The sequence below is a fragment of the Paracoccus alcaliphilus genome (assembly GCF_028553725.1).
Lineage (GTDB): Bacteria > Pseudomonadota > Alphaproteobacteria > Rhodobacterales > Rhodobacteraceae > Paracoccus > Paracoccus alcaliphilus.
The window spans coordinates 395469-414492 of sequence record NZ_CP067124.1 but is presented as its reverse complement, the minus strand read 5'-3'; the positions used below and the strand labels follow the sequence as shown (position 1 = coordinate 414492).

17 protein-coding genes and 4 pseudogenes are annotated in these 19024 nt (G+C 63.8%); 15 read left to right on the top strand and 6 right to left on the bottom strand.

Features of this window, described 5'->3' with window-relative positions; genetic code table 11:
* Positions 1-38 precede the first annotated feature (38 nt).
* Entirely contained in the window at positions 39-713 is a 675-nt protein-coding gene (locus JHW40_RS02245; protein ID WP_090617083.1) for a YcbK family protein, read from the top strand.
* Positions 714-875: 162 nt separating this feature from the next.
* Positions 876-1127 (top strand): hypothetical protein, encoded by a 252-nt coding sequence (locus tag JHW40_RS02235; protein ID WP_090617081.1) that lies wholly within the window; start codon positions 876-878, stop codon positions 1125-1127.
* A 15-nt stretch (positions 1128-1142) separates the two neighbouring features.
* On the opposite strand, the gene JHW40_RS02230 is transcribed toward JHW40_RS02235, so the two are convergent.
* A complete protein-coding gene (locus tag JHW40_RS02230; RefSeq protein ID WP_244519359.1) occupies positions 1143-1544 on the bottom strand; it encodes a tyrosine-type recombinase/integrase in 402 nt (133 codons plus the stop codon).
* Positions 1545-1644: 100 nt separating this feature from the next.
* Here JHW40_RS02230 and JHW40_RS02225 point away from each other — a divergent pair, with 100 nt between their 5' ends.
* On the top strand, positions 1645-2238 hold the full coding sequence (locus JHW40_RS02225; RefSeq protein WP_090617076.1) for a DUF6088 family protein: 594 nt from the start codon (positions 1645-1647) through the stop codon (positions 2236-2238).
* Positions 2231-3241, top strand: a complete 1011-nt coding sequence (locus tag JHW40_RS02220) for a nucleotidyl transferase AbiEii/AbiGii toxin family protein (RefSeq protein ID WP_090617074.1) — start codon at positions 2231-2233, stop codon at positions 3239-3241. The genes JHW40_RS02225 and JHW40_RS02220 overlap by 8 nt, the downstream gene beginning before the upstream one ends.
* Before the next feature lie 213 nt (positions 3242-3454).
* On the opposite strand, the gene JHW40_RS02215 is transcribed toward JHW40_RS02220, so the two are convergent.
* Together JHW40_RS02215 and JHW40_RS02210 are read right to left on the bottom strand one after the other, a co-directional pair.
* Complete coding sequence (locus tag JHW40_RS02215; protein WP_090617072.1) at positions 3455-4270, bottom strand: recombinase zinc ribbon domain-containing protein; 816 nt, start codon at positions 4268-4270, stop codon at positions 3455-3457.
* The gene (locus JHW40_RS02210; protein ID WP_090617070.1) at positions 4222-5385 is read right to left on the bottom strand and encodes a recombinase family protein; all 1164 of its coding nucleotides are present in this window, start codon (positions 5383-5385) and stop codon (positions 4222-4224) included. Before JHW40_RS02210 ends, JHW40_RS02215 begins: the two co-directional genes overlap by 49 nt.
* A 74-nt stretch (positions 5386-5459) precedes the next feature.
* Between JHW40_RS02210 and JHW40_RS02205 the strand changes: the two are divergent.
* The 9 genes and pseudogenes from JHW40_RS02205 to JHW40_RS02165 form a co-directional block, all read left to right on the top strand.
* Positions 5460-5918 (top strand): annotated as a pseudogene (locus JHW40_RS02205) (IS21 family transposase); the annotation flags it as partial.
* A complete protein-coding gene (gene istB / locus JHW40_RS02200) occupies positions 5915-6670 on the top strand; it encodes an IS21-like element ISPve1 family helper ATPase IstB (RefSeq protein WP_272849031.1) in 756 nt (251 codons plus the stop codon). The pseudogene JHW40_RS02205 and the gene istB, both read left to right, overlap by 4 nt.
* A gap of 186 nt (positions 6671-6856) precedes the next feature.
* Positions 6857-8449 (top strand): GMC family oxidoreductase, encoded by a 1593-nt coding sequence (locus JHW40_RS02195; RefSeq protein ID WP_090617861.1) that lies wholly within the window; start codon positions 6857-6859, stop codon positions 8447-8449.
* Between the two features lie 694 nt (positions 8450-9143).
* Positions 9144-10427, top strand: a complete 1284-nt coding sequence (gene urtA, locus JHW40_RS02190; protein WP_090617865.1) for an urea ABC transporter substrate-binding protein — start codon at positions 9144-9146, stop codon at positions 10425-10427.
* A 57-nt stretch (positions 10428-10484) separates the two neighbouring features.
* Positions 10485-12410, top strand: coding sequence for an urea ABC transporter permease subunit UrtB (gene urtB, locus JHW40_RS02185; protein ID WP_090617867.1), 1926 nt, complete (start codon positions 10485-10487; stop codon positions 12408-12410).
* A 1-nt stretch (position 12411) separates the two neighbouring features.
* The gene (gene urtC, locus JHW40_RS02180) at positions 12412-13647 is read left to right on the top strand and encodes an urea ABC transporter permease subunit UrtC (protein ID WP_090617869.1); all 1236 of its coding nucleotides are present in this window, start codon (positions 12412-12414) and stop codon (positions 13645-13647) included.
* Positions 13644-14384 (top strand): urea ABC transporter ATP-binding protein UrtD, encoded by a 741-nt coding sequence (gene urtD / locus JHW40_RS02175; RefSeq protein WP_090617871.1) that lies wholly within the window; start codon positions 13644-13646, stop codon positions 14382-14384. The genes urtC and urtD overlap by 4 nt, the downstream gene beginning before the upstream one ends.
* A 1-nt stretch (position 14385) precedes the next feature.
* Positions 14386-15108 carry an urea ABC transporter ATP-binding subunit UrtE gene (gene urtE, locus JHW40_RS02170; RefSeq protein WP_090617873.1) on the top strand — a complete coding sequence of 241 codons (723 nt, stop codon included), beginning with the start codon at positions 14386-14388 and terminating at the stop codon, positions 15106-15108.
* Positions 15109-15345: 237 nt separating this feature from the next.
* Positions 15346-15519: pseudogene (locus tag JHW40_RS02165) on the top strand (IS110 family transposase); the annotation flags it as partial.
* Between the two features lie 102 nt (positions 15520-15621).
* Here JHW40_RS02165 and JHW40_RS02160 read toward each other — a convergent pair.
* Positions 15622-16580, bottom strand: a protein-coding gene (locus tag JHW40_RS02160; RefSeq protein ID WP_272849030.1) for an IS630 family transposase whose coding sequence is annotated in 2 segments (ribosomal slippage) — positions 15622-16236 and positions 16239-16580 — 957 coding nt in all. Because the reading frame shifts where the segments join, the coding sequence is not laid out codon by codon here.
* Positions 16581-16733: 153 nt separating this feature from the next.
* Here JHW40_RS02160 and JHW40_RS02155 point away from each other — a divergent pair.
* Both JHW40_RS02155 and JHW40_RS02150 read left to right on the top strand, forming a co-directional pair.
* Positions 16734-17491 (top strand): annotated as a pseudogene (locus JHW40_RS02155) (IS5 family transposase).
* A gap of 52 nt (positions 17492-17543) precedes the next feature.
* Entirely contained in the window at positions 17544-17753 is a 210-nt protein-coding gene (locus tag JHW40_RS02150; protein WP_419182480.1) for a hypothetical protein, read from the top strand.
* A gap of 63 nt (positions 17754-17816) precedes the next feature.
* Here the strand turns inward: JHW40_RS02150 and JHW40_RS02145 are convergent, their stop codons facing one another.
* Positions 17817-18302, bottom strand: coding sequence for a hypothetical protein (locus JHW40_RS02145; RefSeq protein WP_170852008.1), 486 nt, complete (start codon positions 18300-18302; stop codon positions 17817-17819).
* Positions 18303-18366: 64 nt separating this feature from the next.
* A pseudogene (gene istA, locus JHW40_RS02140) lies at positions 18367-18980 on the bottom strand (IS21 family transposase); the annotation flags it as partial.
* Between the last annotated feature and the right edge of the window lie 44 nt (positions 18981-19024).

The window sequence follows — 19024 nt, the reverse complement described above, 5'->3', positions numbered from 1 at the left end:
CCGCCCTTGAGGCGGGTTTTTCGTTTTGGAGGACCCCCATGACCACGACATTCCATCGCCATTGGCGCGACGTCCCGGTGAGCGCGTGGCGCTGGCCGAACTTCAGCCCGGCAGAGATCGCGTGCCGGGGCACCGGCAAGCTGCTCGTCAACGAACCCGCACTCGACAAGCTGCAGGCGCTGCGCGACCGGCTGGGCAAGCCGCTGATCGTCCGCTCCGCCTATCGCAGCCCCGAGCACAACCGGGCCGTCGGCGGCGCGACCCTCTCCAAGCACCTTGATGGCGCCGCCTTCGACATCGCCATGACGAACCACGACCCGGTGGCGTTCGAGGCCGCGGCGCGTGAGGTCGGGTTCCTCGGCTTCGGCTTCTATCCGCGCTCGGGTTTCATGCACATCGACCTCGGGCCCGCGCGTCAGTGGGGTGAGCGTTTCTCGGTCCGGGAGACGGCCTTTGCGGCTGAGACGCCGCCCGCGCGCGAAGTGTTGGCCGACAGCCGCACCATGAAGGGTGGCGGGGCAGCCGGAGTGGCGACGCTGGGCGCAGCCGGGGTCGAGGTTGCGCAGAGCGTCCTGGCCGAGACGCAATCCGCCATTCTGCCGCTCGTGCCGTATCTCGACACGCTTCGCTGGGTGTTCATCGCCGTCGCGCTCGGCGGCATCGCAGTCACGATCTATGCCCGCCTCGACGACTGGAAGCGGGGGCGGCGATGATCGGTGGGCTGCTCACCGGGATCGCCACGCGCACATGGATGCGGGCGGCGCTGCGCTACGGAGCCATCGCGTTGGCAGTGCTCCTGTTCCTGCTTTCGCTTCGGCGCACAGGGGAACGAGCGGGCCGCCTCGCCGAACGCCTTGAAACCTCGGAGAAGACCAATGACGCCCAACGCCAGATGCTCGACGCTGCAGCTCGCCGTCCTCGCGATCGCGACGATCTTTCTGGGCGGCTGCGTGACGGGCATTTCTGAGCCGCGCATCGCCACCGTCTGCCCACCGGTTGTCGAGTACAGCCGCGAGTTCGAGGCGCGCGCGGCCGATGAACTCGATCTGCTGCCTGAGGGGTCCGCAATTGTAGAGTTGCTGAGCGACTTTGCCGTCATGCGGGACCAGGCGCGGGCCTGCGAATAGCCCAGCGAGGTCCGCTCAGGATCGACGTGCGCTGTTGCCGGTGATGACCCACGGGTTGCCGTCGATGCGCTGGGCGTCGCGGAGCAGCTCGACGGCGGGCTGTCCGAGATGGACGATCTTGGCGCCGGACTTGGAATCCGGCAGGCGCAGAACGCGCTCGGCCAGATCGACGTGCGCCCATTGCAGCGTCATGATCTCGTTCAGGCGGCAGCCGGTCAGGATCAGCAGGCGGGCAGCGAGGATGGCCGAGGGCAGCTCGATCCCCTCTGCCTCCATCTCGCGCAGCACCTCGCCGATCCGGCGGAGTTCGGCCCCGCTGAGAAAGCGCTCGCGCTTCTCCTCGGGGTACTTCTTGATGTGCTTTCGCGGGTTGCCTTCGGTGTTGGCTGGCTGGAGTGGCAGTTCGGATCGGCGCACCCCTTAGATTCGTGGTGACGGTGTGGCCTGCCCCCATCCTGGGAGCGCTCGTTGCAAACTGTCAGAAAACTACATATATTCCTGACAGGAGATAAAACCCATGCAACGACTGACCGAACAGATTCTCGCGCATGCAGCGCGGCTTCCCGAGGGAACGCCGCTGACGGCGAAGGGCTTGCTGCATCTCGGCAGTCGGGCAGGGGTGGACCAGGCCTTGTCGCGTCTTGCCGAGCGTGGTCAACTGATCCGCGCCGGCCGGGGGCTTTACCTGCGCCCGATTACGAATCGGTTTGGCACCCGCGCGCCTTCGGTGGAACAGACTGTCGAGGCACTGGCGATGCAGCGTGGCGAAGTGATCGTGCCGAACGGTGCGGCGGCCGCGAACGACCTCGGCCTGACCACCCATGTTCCGATACGGTCGGTGTATCTGACTTCTGGGCGCAGCCGGACGATCCCCCTCGGCAAGCAGGTCGTGGAACTGCGCCATGCACCGCGCTGGCAGCTTGCTTTGGCCGACAAGCCGGCCGGTCAGGCTGTTCGCGCCCTGGCATGGCTGGGGCCCGAAAAGGCCGATCTGGCGCTGAATGCCCTGAAGCGAAAGCTGCCACCGACCGCATTTGCGGAACTGGTGACGGCTGCGCCTCAATTCCCGGCCTGGCTTGCCAGAAGCGTCAGCAAGGCGGCCCATGGTTGAGGCTTTCTTCACCCTGTCGGCCGAGGATCGGCGGGAGGCATTGCGCGTGGCCGCCGATCGCTCCGGTCGTCCGCTGCATCTGCTGGAAAAGGATATCTGGGTCGTCTGGGCGCTGCAGACCCTTTTCGGCTCCGCGGTTGGCGAGCATCTCGTGTTCAAGGGTGGAACCTCGCTGTCGAAGGCCTATGGCGTTATCCAACGTTTCTCCGAGGATGTCGATCTGACCTATGATATTCGCAGGCTGGTGTCCGATCTCGTCGGTGATGGCGAAGAGGCCCTGCCGAAAACCCGGAGCGAGGAGAAGCGCTGGTCTGCTGCGGTTCGCGAGCGCCTGCCGGAATGGGTGGTGAAGGATGTCCAGCCCTTGATTGCTGAGGCGATGACGAGGGAGGGCGTTCCCGGCACCATCCGCATCGAGGGCGACAAACTGTTCATCGACTATGAACCGGCCGGGCGCGGATCGGGCTATGTGCCACCCTCGGTGATGCTGGAATTCGGGGCGCGCTCCACCGGCGAGCCGGCAAGTCCTCGGGACGTTGCCTGCGATGCTGCCGGCTTTGTCGAAGGCGTTTCCTTTCCCGCTGCCCGGCCACGGGTCATGCATGCCGAGCGGACATTCTGGGAAAAGGCGACTGCCGCGCATGTCTTCTGCCTTCAGGCCCGCCTGCGCGGTGATCGCTTTGCCCGGCATTGGTATGATCTGGCCAAGCTTGATGAAGCAGGTCTTGCCGATGCCGCGCTGGCTGATCGCGATCTGGCGCAGGCGGTCGCCGCGCACAAGCAGATGTTCTTTTCCGAGAAGGCCGCCGACCGTTCGATGATCGACTACAAAGCGGCCGCGGCTGGGCAACTGCGGCTTGTCCCCGAGGGGGATGCTTTGGCGGCGCTTGGCGATGATTACCGGCGCATGACCGAGGACGGGCTTCTGCTCGCGGATGCGCCGCCTTTCGAGGCCGTCATCGAGCGATGCGGTGAAATCCAGGCCCGGGCTAATCAGAGTTAGCGCCGGTAGCATTTGGGTCGGCAGCCCAGCTTGGCATTAACAGATTGAGCAGGGCGGGTAAGGGTCAAGGAGGAGAGACCGGTCATCGCTATTCCGGTGGCCGATATCGATTTTCGCGTCCATAGAAAGTAGCCGAAAAGGCGATTATCTCTTTCTATACAAGGACTTCTAGCGAGTGTTGGTCTCGGTGGTTGCCTGCCCCCGCAACCAAAATTAATTCTCCAATGCTATCAATGGGTTGATGTTGCGCGCCACCCTGATGCGCACTGTTTGACCCTCCATGCCCCGCGGGGTTTTTTGCATTTGGGCCGCCGCTTCAACAACCTCATGCACCGGCAGCCCACAAGCCAGCCGCAGCAGGCTCGCCAGTCCGCCGTGAAGGTGAGTTGCAAGCCCGGGTTTGCCGGTCTCGCTCTCTTCTGCCGAAACCGGCACCAGTTCCACTTTTTCGATCAGTGCCCGCAGCGCCTCCTTCGCCTCGTCCATCCGTTCGGCATCCGAGAGGCCAGCGATCAACTGGGCGATCCGGGCGCGATAGGTATTCGCCATGCTCGGATGAATGCGAATCGGATCCGGGGCAGGGGCAGCCGAAAGCTGGCGTTCCAGATCCGTCCGGCGCGCGTCCAGTTCGATCATCCGGTCCTTCACCTGGTCGGCGGGAACACCGGCGATGATCGCATCCACCAGCCTCTTGTGATCGGCAGAGATCTGCTTCAGTTCTCTTTCCAGATCGGCGCGGCCCGCTTCCCGGGTGGCTTGCAGCCTGTTGCGCTCGGCGGCGTATTCCTCGCAGAAGATCCGCACCGCCTCATCATCCATCAGGTGGTGTTCCAGCGCATGCAGCACCCGGGTCTCAAGGTCGGCCTGTTTGATGACGGCCATGTTGGTGCAGGCAGCGGCACCCTTCTTGCGGGCGGTCGAGCAGCCGAAGCTATCCTTGGACACCTTGGAAAACCCGCCGCCGCAGCACCCGCAGGTCATCAGGCCCGAGAACAGGAACTTGGGACGCCGCCGGTCCCAGATCGGCACATCGTGTTCTTTGTCTTCATCGCGCCCTGCCGGGCCTTCACCTGGTCCCACAGCACATCGTCGATGATCCGCAGATGCGGCACGGGGACAGAGGTCACCCGGTTCTCCGGGTTCAGGCGCGAGTTCCGCTTGCCGGTATCCGGATCCTTGCTGAAATGCAGCCGGTTCCAGACCAGCCGGCCGATATAAAGCTCATTGTTCAGGATGCCGGTTCCGCGTTCGCGGTTGCCGAGAATGGTCGATGCGCCCCAGAACCCGCCGCGCGGACCGGGGATCTGTTCAAGGTTCAGGGCCTCGGCGATCTTGCCCGCCGACATTCCTTGCGCGTAGTCGCGACAGATCCGCCGCACGACCTCGGCCTCCGTCCGGTTGATCGCGCGGCCGCCGTGTTCCGATTTGCCGTTGACCTGGGTTGGTGGCAGTACGTCATAGCCGTAGGCATTGCCGCCGGCGAGTTTGCCGTCTTTGACCCGGCCCTTCTGGCCGCGATGGGTCTTGACGCCGATGTCGCGCAACAGGATCTGGTTCATCGTGCCCTTCATGCCGATCAGCATGGCATCGACCTTGCCTTCGGTCAGGGTGTGGATCTCAATGCCCAGATGCTCCATCCGCTCATGGAACTTCGCGATATCGGCGAGCTTTCTCGATAACCGGTCCATGGCTTCCGCCAGGACGATATCGAACTTGCCGGCCTTGGCATCACGTTGCAGTGCCTCGATCCCGGGGCGGAACATGCTGGCACCCGAGATCGCCCGGTCATGATAGGTGGCGCTGACCTCCCAGCCTTCGCGCGCGGCGAGATCGCGGCAGGAGTCGATCTGGTCCTCGATCGAGGCATCGCGTTGCTTGTCGGTCGAAAAGCGGGCGTAGATCGCCACGCGCAAAGGGGGCTTCGTTACGGGCAGGCGCATGCGGGGCTGCGAGGTGCCGTTGGTTGCGGTGGGATCGCCGCCGGCGCCCGCGATTGCCTCGTATTCTTCCGGGGAGATGTTTTGTGCGGCCGGGCTGCGGTTCAGGGCATCGAGCACGGCGGATCCCTGAGGTGCCATGGCGGCCTCAAGCAACTCGGGCAGATCCGCATCTTCCGGGTCGAGCGCCGGATCCCAGGACGGCATCAGTCTTTCGGCCAGATCGTCCTGCAGGGAGCGGATGGCGTGATGGGCCAGAGAAGCCCAGGACGGGGGATTACGGTTGCCGGGGTGAAGTGATCGCCCGCCATCCCCGGTGCTGGGATCGCGACGAGATCGTCTTCGACCCGATCCACTACCTTCCGCTGCTGGAGCAGAAGATCAATGCACTCGATCAGGCCGCGCCGCTGCAGGGTTGGAATCTGCCAGAGGAGTTCGCCACCTTGCGCCGGTTGATGGAGGCGCGGATGCACCGGCACGGCCGACGCGAATATGTCCAGGTCCTGCGGCTGCTGGAAACCTTCCATCTGGCCGATCTGCATGCGGCTGTGCGGCAGGCGCTGCAGATGGGTGCGATCGGCTTCGATGCGGTCAAGCATCTTCTGCTGTGCCGGGTGGAGCGCCGGCCACCTCGGCTGGATCTGGACTGCTATCCCTACCTGCCCAAGGCAACGGTCGAGAAGACCGAGGCCCGCTCCTACATGCGGCTGCTGTCTGGCGGCGCGGAGGGCGTGGCATGAGCGACACCCCGGAATTCCTGCTTGCCCATCACCTCAAGGCGCTGAAACTGCCGACCTTCCTGCGAGAACACCAGAAGCTGGCCCGGCAATGTGCGGCGGAAGGCGTGGACCATGTCCGGTATCTCGCCCGGCTGGTCGAACTGGAACTGATCGACCGGGAGCGGCGGATGGTCGAGCGCCGCATCAAGGCCGCCAGGTTCCCGGCCGTCAAAAGCCTGGACAGCTTCGACTTCGCGGCCATTCCCAAGCTGAACAAGATGCAGGTGCTGGAACTGGCCCGCTGCGAATGGATCGAGCGGCGCGAGAACATTATTGCCCTCGGCCCCAGTGGCACGGGCAAGACGCACATCTCGCTCGGCCTTGGTCTGGCCGCCTGCCAGAAGGGCCTGTCCGTCGGCTTCACCACCGCCGCGGCCCTGGTCAGCGAGATGATGGAAGCCCGCGATGAGCGCCGCCTGCTTCGCTTCCAGAAGCAGATGGCCGGATACAAGCTGCTCATCATCGACGAGCTCGGCTTCGTGCCCCTGTCGAAGACTGGGGCGGAACTGCTGTTCGAACTGATCTCGCAACGCTACGAGCGCGGATCGATCCTGATCACCAGCAATCTGCCCTTCGATGAATGGACCGAGACCTTCGGTTCCGAGCGCCTGACCGGCGCGCTGCTCGACCGCATCACCCATCACGTCAACATCCTCGAGATGAACGGCGAAAGCTACCGTCTCGCCCACAGTCGCGCCAGAAAGGCCGACTGACCCACCCTCGAAAATCGCCAACGACGCCGGCACGGAACTCTGGTCGGGCTACCCCCTCCCGACGTTCCGTGCCGGCGTCGCTAACTGGCAGACTTTTGCGCCGCCCCGTGGCAGGTTTTTACGCCGCCGTTGACATGCAAAGATAATTGACAAGAACCGGCCCGCCGGCTGAGACAGGAATTTCCTATGGACTGGGACTATATCGTCATCGGGGCTGGTTCAGCCGGTTGCGTGCTGGCTAACAGGCTTAGTGCCAACCCTGACACCAAGGTGCTTTTACTGGAAGCGGGCGGTAGCGACAAAAGAGTTAACATCATCCTGCCCTCGCTGGCCTTCAAAGCGATGACTGATCCGCGTACCAACTGGCAGTTCATGTCGGAGCCCGACCCCACCCGCAACAACCGTCGCGATATGGTTCCGCGTGGTAAGGCGCTTGGCGGCTCCAGTTCGATAAACGCCATGTTCTATGTGCGGGGCAATCGCGGCGATTATGATCATTGGGCGCAACTGGGCAATCGCGGTTGGTCCTATGACGAGATTTTACCTTATTTCCAGAAAGTTGAGGGAAATCGCGACGGCGTCACCGATATCTATGGCAAGGACGGACCGATTGTCGTCTCGGCCGTGCGCAGGCCGCCCAGGCTGGCCTATGTATATCTGGATGCTATGCGAGAGCTCGGCTACCCTATTAATGCCGCCTATAACGCCGAGCCGACCGAGGGCGCGGCCTTTATCCATGTCACCCAGCATAACGGCACTCGGTTTAATGCCGCGCGTGGTTATCTGGACCCGATCAAGAGACGCAAGAATCTGCGGATCATCACGGGCGCCACGGTCAATCGCATCCTGTTCGATGGTCGCAAGGCCTCCGGCGTGGAGTTCGAGCTAGGCGGCCAGCGCCGGGTCGAACGCAGCACTCACGAGGTGCTGCTGTCTGCCAGTGCCATCAATTCGCCCAAGATCCTGATGCTGTCGGGCATCGGGCCGGCCCGGGATCTGCGCGACCACGGCATCCAGGTCATCCATGACAGCGCCGGCGTCGGCGGCAATTTGCAGGAACATCCCAGCACGCAGGTCAAGGCTTACGTCAATGTCAAAACTGCCAACCAGGAATTCAACCTGCGCGGCATGTTGAAATATGGCCTGCAATTCCTGTTCGACCGCTCGGGTTATGCGACCTATACATATACCGGTATCGGGCTGGTGCGGACCCGGCCCGAGCTGACATATCCCGACATCCAGTATCATTTCGGCGCGTTTTCCGCGAATTATACCCATCAAGGCATCGAGATGCAGGATGAGGCCGCCATTAACCTGCAACCCAATGTCAACAATTCGCGCAGTCGTGGCTGGCTCAAACTGAAATCGGGCGATCCGAAGGATCAACCCCTAATCCAGTTTAACATGCTCAGCGATGCCTATGACATCCAGACGCTGATGGCGGGTGCGCGCATCGCGCGCGCGGCTTTGCAGAGTCGCGCTTTCGCGCCCTACGTCACCGGGGAGTGCAAGCCCGGCAGAGATGTGCAAACCGATGACGAGTGGATCGCCTATATCCGCGAAAATGCCAGCGGCAGCTATCACCCCTGCGGAACCTGCAAGATGGGCATCGACCCGCTTGCCGTCGTCTCACCCGATCTGAAGGTGATCGGTGTCGAAGGCCTGCGTGTCATCGATTCCTCGATCATTCCGCAGATCCCCAGTTGCAACTTGAATGCCATCAGCATGGCAATCGGAGAAAAGGGGGCCGATCTGGTGCTGGGCGGCAGGCAACGATGACATGTTTCGTCCCGAGGCACGTTACCTTGGCAAAAACCGGTCCCTGACCATTCCGAAATCCATCTGAAGGGCATCACGACAGATGACTATGACTTCCGCAGCTCCCTTGAAAGCCGCGCTCCACAGTGACGCACTGGACCAGCACTTCTACGAGGTGCGAATCCAGAACGGCTGACTCGACAAACCGGTCCAGCCTCTGTGGGCTTGATCCGGCTGGACCCTGAGAACCCCAGCGAGAGCGAAATTCTTATCCCGGCCAAGGAACGAACGGAGATTGACTGGAATAGCGCGAACCGTTTGGCCGCATCCAGCACGGATTTTACAGACTATCTGAACCTTGTCCGGCAATTTTACCAAACCAACGACATACGCCCGCAGGACTGGGATTATAGCGGAACATAACCTTTGCAAGAACAAGGACGAGGAAAGCCACGCAACGTGCCAGAATGGCCCGCGTAGCGCCTCCCGGCGTGAGGGGCAGGGTTGCAGCCGCGCCTGGCCTGACCCTGCCCGACAGATGGGCAGAACCGGCAGAGCCTGCCCGCGATCCGGTCATCCCCTGTCCCGGCGCCGCGAAATCTGCCCGAATCCTGTTCAGCCAGTCGATTCAGACGCTTTTCTGCAAATGCGAAGGCAATGATCTTCGACGGATTGGCAACAGGGACCTCGGCCCCGGCCGGGTGGAAAGGCAGCGATGAAGAAGCTTACCAGAATGCTGATGCTGGGCAGCGCGTTGGCGCTGGCGAATGGCGCATGGGCGCAAGAGGGCGAACCGATCAGGATCGGGGTGCTGCATTCGCTGTCCGGCACGATGGCGATCTCGGAAACCACGCTGAAGGACACGGTCCTGATGATGGTCGCACAGCAGAACGCCAAAGGCGGCGTGCTGGGCCGCCCGCTGGAGGCCGTGGTGGTCGATCCGGCCTCTGACTGGCCGCTGTTCGCGGAAAAGGCGCGCGAGCTGCTGACGGTCAGCAATGTGGACGTGATCTTCGGCGCATGGACCTCGGTCAGCCGCAAATCCGTCCTGCCGGTGCTGGAGGAACTGAACGGGCTGATGTTCTATCCGGTGCAATACGAGGGCGAGGAATCCTCAAAGAATGTCATCTATACCGGCGCGGCGCCGAACCAGCAGGCAATCCCGGCGGTGGAATACATGATGGAGGAACTGGGCGTCGAGAAATGGGCGCTGCTGGGCACCGATTACGTCTACCCCCGCACCACCAACAACATTCTGGAAAGCTATCTGAAGGATAGTGGCGTCGCGGCGGGCGACATCTTCGTGAACTATACCCCCTTCGGCCATTCGGACTGGTCGCGGATCGTCTCGGACGTGGTGGCGCTGGGGGCGGACGGCAAGAAGGTGGGCGTGGTTTCCACCATCAACGGCGACGCGAATGTGGGTTTTTACAAGGAACTGGCGGCGGCAGGCGTGTCGGCGGATGATATTCCGGTCATCGCCTTCTCGGTCGGCGAAGAGGAGTTGTCGGGGTTGGATACGGCCAACCTTGTCGGGCATCTGGCCGCCTGGAACTATTTCCAAAGCGCCGAGACCCCGGAAAACGAGGAGTTTATCGCCGCGTGGCACGAATTCATCGGCAGCGAATCGCGTGTGACCAATGACCCGATGGAGGCCACGATGCTGGGCTTCAACCTGTGGGTTCAGGCGGTCGAGGCGGCGGGCACCACCGAGGTCGATCCGGTGCTGGACGCCATCGTCGGCCTTGAAGTGCCGAACCTGACCGGCGGCACGGCGACGATCCTGCCCAACCACCACCTGACCAAGCCGGTGCTGATCGGAGAGATCCGCGACGACGGCCAGTTCGACATCGTCAGCCAGACCGATCCGGTGCCGGGCGACGCATGGACCGACTTCCTGCCGGAATCGGCGGTGCTGGAGGCCGACTGGCCGGGCAAGCAATGCGGGATGTGGAACACCCAGACCGAAACCTGCGTGCAGGTGCAGTCGAACTATTGACCGCCATTCAATCGGGGGCGGCCCGTTCCGCCCTCTGCTCTTACGGAAGGATCGTCCATGCCGCGCCCGCTGATCGCCTGCCTTCTTGCGTTGGCCCTGCTGATCCCGACCCTGCCCGCCCTGGCCAATCCGGCGCTGGACCGGATCATCGCCGATCATCTGGACCAGATCGAGCGTCCTTCGCGCCGCACGATCGAACCTCTGGTGACAGAGATCGCCGCGACCGGCCCTGAGGGGATGGCGCTGCTGCGCGCATGGGCAGGCCGCAATCTGGGGCTGAGTGATGACGGGCGGGCGCTGATCGTCAGCGGGGACGGCGCGATCGATGCGGTGACGGGTGCGGCGGTCAGCAGGGCCGATCCCCGGATGCTGCGGCCCAATTCGGGTGTGCGCGGCGTGATAGAGGCCGCGCTGGTCGCGGCCGAGATCACCGACCCCGATCCGCGCCGCCGCGCCGCCGCGCTGAACAGCATCGCGCGATCCGGCACCGCCGCCCATCTGGAGGCGCTGCGCAATGCGCCCGCCGAAACCCTGCCCCGGCTTGCCGCCCGGCGCGACCGGCTGGAAAAGCTGCTGGTGATCCAGTTCGACAGCGATCCCGCCGCCCGTGTTGCCGCCGTTCAGGACATGGCGGGCGATGTCGGCCTTGATTTCCGCGCCGCGCTGAACCCGCTGCTGGCGACCCGTCGCATCGCCGCGCCCACTGAGCCCGAGGGCGCCAACATCGCCCGCGAATTGCGCATCGGCGGCAAGGATTTCCCGCGCGAGGCGGCCATTGCGCTGATGACCTCGGAAGGGTTGCTTCAGCCGCGCCTGACCCCTGCCGAGCAACGCAATACGCTGGCGGCCCATATCACCGATGGCCATGTCGGCGGCGTGCCGGTGGCGGATCTGTCCGACCCCGAGGCCCGCGACCGCGCCTATGAGGCGTTGGAGGCCGCAGGCACCCTGCCCCCCGCCGCCTCGATGGCCGAGGCCGAAGCCGCCATCGACGCCCATCGCTTTTTCGATATCTATGCCGAGCCCGACCCCCGCGTGACCGATGCCGCCCGCGCCGCCCGGACCGGCGCGGAATGGCGGCTGATGGCGATGCAGGGGATCGACCTTGGCCTTGACGCGCTGTCGCTGGCCTCGATCTATTTCCTCGCCGCCATCGGGCTGGCGATCACCTTTGGGGTGATGCGGGTCATCAATATGGCGCATGGCGAATTCATCATGATGGGCGCCTATACCGGCTATGTCACCCAGACGATGATCGCCGACCGCACGCTGTCGCTGATCGTCGCGCTGCCCGCAGCCTTCGCCGTCACCTTCGCCGCCGGGGTGGTGCTGTATCGGCTGGTGATCCGGCATCTGGCGCATCGCCCGCTGGAGACGCTGCTGGCGACCTTCGGCGTGTCCATCGCGCTGCAACAGATCGCCAAGAACATCTTCGGCACACAGGCCCGCCCGCTGACCGCGCCGGGCTGGCTGGATGGCGCGATCACGGTGAACGACGTGATCTCGATTTCCTCGATCCGGGTGGCGATCTTCGTGCTGGCGCTGCTGTTTCTGGGACTGTTCCTGTTCATCATGCAGCGCACCCGGCTGGGGCTGGAGGTCCGCGCCGTCACCCAGAGCCCCGGCATGGCGGCCAGCATGGGCATCAACCCTGATCGCATCGCGATGATGACCTTTGGACTTGGATCCGGCATCGCCGGGATCGCGGGGGTGGCCATCGGTCTGTTCGCGCAGGTCACGTCCGAGCTGGGCCAAGGCTATATCGTGCAAAGCTTCATGACCGTGGTGGTCGGGGGCGTCGGCAATATCTGGGGCACGCTGGCGGGTGCCGGACTGATCGGCATCCTGTCCAAGGTGATCGAGTCCTTCAACCCCTCGAACACGCTGGCAGCGCAGACCTTCATGATCCTGTTCATCATCATCTTCATCCAGTTCCGGCCACGCGGGATCATCCCGATGCGCGGCCGTGCAGCCGAGGCGTGACATGACCCGCAAACCCTTCATCCTGCACAACCCCTCGATCCTGATCGTGCTGGCAATGCTGGCCGTCTTCACCGCCGCCGTCACGGTGCTGAGCCAGGCCTATGGGACCGGCGCCATCCCGACCTCGACCGTCAAGGTGCTGGGCAAGACGCTGTGCCTTGCGCTGGCCGCCGTCGCGATGGATCTGGTCTGGGGTTATGCTGGCATCCTGTCGCTGGGGCAGATGGCGTTCTTTGCGCTTGGCGGCTATATGATCGGGCAATGGCTGATGTATGCCCGAACCGAAGCCATCGTCGCCGCCAGCATGGCCAACAACCCGATCCCGCCCACCGCGCAGGAACTGCAAGAGGCCGTCGCCAACCAGATTTTCGGCGTCGTGGGGGCGTCCGAGTTGCCGCTGGTCTGGTCCTTCGCCCATTCGCTGACGCTGCAACTGATCCTTGTCGTCGCGGTGCCGGGCCTTCTGGCGCTGGTCTTTGGCTGGCTGGCCTTCCGGTCGCGGGTCAACGGCGTCTATCTGTCGATCCTGACGCAGGCGATGACGCTGGCGCTGGCACTGTGGTTGTTTCAGAACGACAGCGGGTTCCGGGGCAATAACGGCCTGTCGGGCTTGCAGAACATCCCCGGACTGGAGGGCGTGTCGCAGGCCACGCTGTCGGTCTGGTTCCTCTGGGCATCCGCTGCGGCGCTGGCGCTGTTTTATGTGCTGGCGGCATGGGTGGTCAGCGGCAAGTTCGGCAGCGTGATCCGCGCGATCCGCGACGACGAGACCCGCGTGCGCTTCCTCGGCTATCCGGTCGAGGGCTTCAAGCTGGTGGTGTTTACCCTTGCCGCGATGATGACCGCCGTCGCGGGCGCGCTCTATTATCCGCAGGCGGGCATCATCAACCCGGCAGAACTGATGCCCATCGCCTCGATCTATCTGGCGGTCTGGGTGGCGATCGGCGGGCGCGGCAGGCTCTATGGCGCGATGATCGGGGCAATCGTGGTGTCGCTGCTGTCCAGCTGGTTCACCGGCGGGCGGGCGCCCGACCTGCATCTGCCGGGTTATGTGGTCAGTTGGGTGGACTGGTGGCAGGTGGCGCTTGGCCTGTCCTTCGTGCTGGTGACACTGTTCGCGCCCAAGGGCATCGCGGGCATTTTCGACTGGCTGGCCGGTCTGAGCCCGCCCCGCCGCCATGGCCGCGATCTCGGCCCCGACCAAGGCGCGCTTCAGCAGCAGGAGGCCAAGGCATGAGCGCGCTTCTGGAAGTCTCGGGCGTGTCGGTCAGCTTCGACGGGTTCCGGGCGATCAACAACCTGTCCTTCAATATCGGTCCGGCGGAACTGCGCGCGGTGATCGGCCCCAATGGCGCGGGCAAGACCACCTTCATGGATATCGTGACCGGCAAGACCCGTCCCGATCAGGGCGAGGTGCTGTGGGGCGAACAGTCCCGCTCGCTGCTGAAGATGAACGAGGCGCAGATTGCCCGCGCAGGCATCGGTCGCAAGTTCCAGCGCCCCACTGTCTTTGAGGATCAAAGCGTCGCCGACAACCTGATCATGGCGCTGAAGGCGAACCGCAACCCCTTCGCGGTGCTGGGCTGGCGGCCCTCGCCCGTCAGCGCCGCGCGGATGGCCGAACTGGCCGCCGAGGTCGGACTGGCCGATCACGTCGCGCGCAAGGCCGGAGAGCTGAGCCACGGCCAGAAGCAATGGCTGGAGATCGGCATGCTGCTGGCCTCGGCGCCGCGCCTGCTGCTGGTCGATGAACCGGCGGCGGGCATGACGCTGGCCGAACGCGAACAGACCACGGCGATGCTGTGCCGTCTGGCGGAAACGCGGGCTGTGGTGGTGGTCGAGCACGACATGGATTTCGTGCGCCGTCTGAACTGCAAGGTGACGGTGCTGCATCAGGGATCGGTGCTGGCCGAGGGTAGCCTCGACCATGTCACCCGCAATCCCGACGTGATCGAAGTCTATCTGGGGCGATAAGATGCTGAACGCGACGAACCTGACCCTTCACTATGGCGGCAGCCAGATCCTGTACGGCATCGACATCACCGCACGCCCCGGCGCCGTGACCTGCGTGATGGGCAATAATGGCGTGGGCAAGACCTCATTGATGCAGTTGCTGGCCGGGCGACATCCGCGTTCGGGCGGGCAGATCACCTTTGACGGGCGCGAACTGGGTCGGGTGAGTGCGCAGCAAATGGCGCGGCTGGGTGTGGGCTATGTCCCGCAGGGCCGGGCGATATTCCCGATGCTCACTGTGCGGGAAAACCTGCAAACCGGCTTTGCCTGCCTGCCCCGCCCGGATCGGCGCATCCCCGACGAGATCTTCGACAGCTTTCCGGTTCTGGCCCAGATGGCGCATCGTCGCGGCGGCGATCTGTCGGGCGGCCAGCAGCAGCAGCTTGCCATCGCCCGCGCGCTGATCACCCGGCCGCGCGTGCTGCTGCTGGACGAACCGACCGAGGGCATCCAGCCCAATATCATCGCCCAGATTGGTCGCGTCATTGCGGGTCTGCGGGACCGGGGCGACATTGCCATCGTGCTGGTCGAGCAGTTTTTCGACTTCGCCTGGGATCTGGGCGATGCATTTCTGGTGCTGGAACGCGGCCTCGCGGTCATGCAGGGTCCGAAATCCACCCTGCGGCGAGAGGACCTGCGCGCCCGTCTGGCGGGCCATGCCGAAAGCGCCCTCTCGGCCGGTTGACAGTGCCCGACTCTGTTGCGTCCGGCATCGGATTTCCCTTCAGGTAAGGCGCTGGAAGGCAAAGACCGGGTGGAGGTTAAGTTCGGCCTCGACAGCGAGGATGTCGCGGATCAGGGCGGGCGTCGATCATGTCGATCAGCCGCGGACGCAGCAGATAATCTTGTTCAGGGGCGAGAGAATGGGGCTTCATCGGCGATCCCAAACTGCAGGGTTTCCGGTGGAAGCATACGAAACCCGGCAATTGCCGCCGTCGGGCTTGAGGCTGGCCCATTGTCGCAGTGGCTGCATCGTGGGTTGTCAAATGCGGGACTACCTGTCGTCCTGATGGAAACCAGGCAGGTAAAAGGCGCCCTGAAGGCCATGCCGATCAAGACGGACCGGCGGGATGCAGAGGGTATTGCACGTCTGCTGTTATAGTTGGCGCACAAAGTTCAGTCAGTGCGAACGACAAATCCATCCGCGTCGCTGCCATCATGGCCGAGATTTCGCTGCGGCGACTAAAGCATTTCTGTTTTAACCTGCGACATATTTTGCGGCCTTGAAGTAGTTCCAACATTCGCCGGGATCGAAGAGATCACAGACTTCGCCGATGGCCTTGAAGACGTCGGTAAATGTTCTTGCCCCGATCCTGCGCAGGTGCGCCTTGAGTTTTGCGAATGCCATTTCGATGGGGTTCAGGTCCGGCGAATATGGCGGCAGATAGAGAAACCAGCAGCGATGGGCACGCAGAGCCTCGGCAGCCTGCTTGTTGTGGTGGGTGGCAAGGTTGTCGAGGATCACCACGGTTCCCGGCTCGATCTCCGGGATCAGGACCTCGCGAACCCAGGCTGCGAAGGCGGGGCCGTCCATTGCGCCCCGGATGCACCAGGGCGCAATCAGGGCATCCGGTGTGAGCCCGGCAATCAGGGTCTGTGTTCCCCAGCTGCCGAAGGGCGCATCCATGGTCAGGCGTGTGCCGCGCAGGGCACGACCCCGCAGACGGGTGAGATTGGTCTTCACTGAGGTCTCGTCTATGAAAACCACGCGTTCCGGCCGATCCGCGATGGCTGGCAAGCGATGCTCGAACCAGTCGGTTCGCCGCTGTCTTACCCTGGCACCACGGCGTTCGGCGGCCACCAGCGACTTTTTTTATAGGTGAACCCAAGCCGCGACAGCAGACTGGCAATGGACGAGTGATGGACACGAACGCCTTCCGCTGCGACCAGCGCGTCCCTGAGTTCGAACAGCGTGATGTCGGGATCCTGTGCGAGCAGTTCCTCGAAAAAGGCCCGGTGCGGGGCAAGCTTTCCATGCCCTTTGGGACGTCCCTGGGGCAATGGTTCGGCATGCCCCCTGGTCCTGATCGCCCGGCCCCAACGTGCTCCGGTCGCCGGCGAGAGTTTCAGCCGCAGCACCGCCGCCCGACCGCTTAAACCCTCCTCGATATATCGCTGAAACCGCGTCCGGAGGGCCGACGGCAATGGTGCTGACATGATCTATCCTCCCAGACAGAAGGGAATCACGATCCGCGCTGCGACGGAACCCCAAACGATTCAGGGTTCAGTAGAAATGCTTTAGAGGGCGTCTTCATTTAAGGATTCCCATATTGGCTGAGTTCTGATTCAAGATCGAAAACGGAGGCGATCTTGAGCAGGCGAACCTTGACTGACGGGCAATGGGGAGCGGATCGGGCCACTGCTGCCTGGGAAGGCCAGTGATCGGGGCCGCAGCGGCGTGGGCAACCGGCTGTTCATCGCGCAGTGCTGTGGCTGGCGCGGGGCGCGTCGCCCTGGCGCGACCTGCCGCCGGAACTGGGACACTGGAAGAGCGTCTACACCCGGTTCCGCCGTTGGTCTCGCTCCGGGGTATGGGGGCGTCTTTTCAAGGAGTCGAGCGCCGATCCCGACTTCGAATACGTGCTGCTCGATGCCACTATTTCCAAGGTCCACGCCGATGCGACCTCGCAAAAGGGGGGCTTGAGGCTCACGCCATCGGCCGGTCCCGCGGCGGGCTGACGACCAAGATCCATGTCGCGGTGGACGCCCTCGGCCTGCCGGTCCGGTTCACGATCACGCCCGGCCATTGGGCCGACAGTCCGCAGGCCGAAGGGTTGATCCGCAGGCTCAACGGCGTCAGCCACGTCATTGCCGATGCCGGATACGATACCGGTGCGCTGCGCCGGTTCATCGCCGAGGACCTGCGCGCCACCGCCCAGATCAAGCGCAACCGCAGTCGTGCCGGGAGCCGCCCCCTGGATCGGGCCCTCTACGAAGAACGCCACCTCGTGGAGTGCTTCTTCAATCAGATCAAACGCTTCCGTCGTATCACCCTGAGGTGCGAGAAAACCGCCACCTCGTTCAAGGCATTCGTTGAGCTCGCCTGCGCAATGGCATGGATCGCTTAAATGAAGACGTCCTCTAGCGCTTGCCCGCACGCTTGCCACGCGCAACGGGACGTTGCTGCCTCCGGATGCCCGGCAGGATCGCTGCGCGCTGAGCCTATGGATCGACGCGCAGGCAAGGCTGGCGCCCGTCGCTGGAAACGGGCCGACCTCGAAGCAGGTGGTCTCTGCCAAGCGGATCGCCCGCATCAAGCGCCGTGCCGTGCCGGACGAATACTTCTGGAATCGGCAACTGCTGTCGTGCTGGATCGACCGCAATCAGTGAGAAAGGGCGGGCCAGCCCTTCGCGCGCGGTCTCCCGCCGCGCCCGCCGCCCCGGCGTCAGGTATCAGGCATAGCGGAACGCGCGGCGCAGCGCGAAGGCCAGGAACGGCGGCCAGGCCAGGAAGTTCAGCACTGCCATGAGCATCCCGAAATCCTCGGGCCGCATGATCGCCACCGCCCTGCCGGCAACATACAGCGGCCCCTCGCCGGCAAGCTGCCAGCCGTCGCGCAGGCCCCAGTCGATCATCGGAATATGTGACCGCAGCCCGATGGCCATGGCGTCGATCAGGTTCCATCCGCCTTCGGGCGGCGGGTGCAACGTCCCGCCGCCAGCCGTTGCGCCGCCGGTTGTCGCCAGAAACTCTGCCTCGAAGGACGGGGCAATATTGCGGTGGTCCGAATAGACCAGCGACACCGCAAGGACGAAAAGGGCAAGGATCAGGAAACCGATCCGCTTGGGTGCCGTGCCGAACCCCAGCAGCTTGTCCCATACCAGCCAGCGCAGCAGCCGCCATGTCAGGTGAAGCGCGGCGAAGGTGGCCGCCAGCACCGGGACAGCTAGGTGTTTGATCCCACGGTTTGATGGTGCGATCCTTTCTCAGGAATGGAGGGATGCGGGTGCCGTCCGGCAGGATCTTCGCCACCAGACAGCGGTCGTTGTCATAGACGATCGACTGAGGAACCGCCTCGAAGAAGGAGAAGGCGTGGATGTGACCGTCCACCCAGGCCTCGGCCACCGCCGCAGGATAGGCCCGCACATAGCACGCATCGCTGTGCGGCAGGTCCAGCACGAAGAAATGCGCCTGTCTCGCTCGACACCGCCGATCCGAACCATCGCCTCGCCGAAGTCGGCCTGCGCGTGGCCCGGGGGATGCGCCAGCGGCACGAATACCTCCTGGCCCCGCCGTTCACGCTCCCGGATATAATCCTTGATGATCGTGTAGCCGCCGGTGAACCCGCATTCCGCGCGCAGCCGGTCAAACACACGCTTCGCCGTATGCCGCTGCTTGCGCGGCATGCTCCGGTCCACCTCCAGCCATTCTTCGATGATCGGGATGAACGGATCAAGCTTCGGGCGCTTGACATCGGCCGTCCGCCGGTAGCCCGGAGGAACCGAGAACATCATCATCTTCGCGACCGTGTCGCGCGATATGTTGAATGCCGTCGCCGCCTGACGCTGGCTCATGCCCGTCGCACAGGCCTGACGAACCCTGAGATAGAGTTCCACGCTGTAGATCCTCCCATCCTCCCTGCAGCCGCAGAAAGGGACAA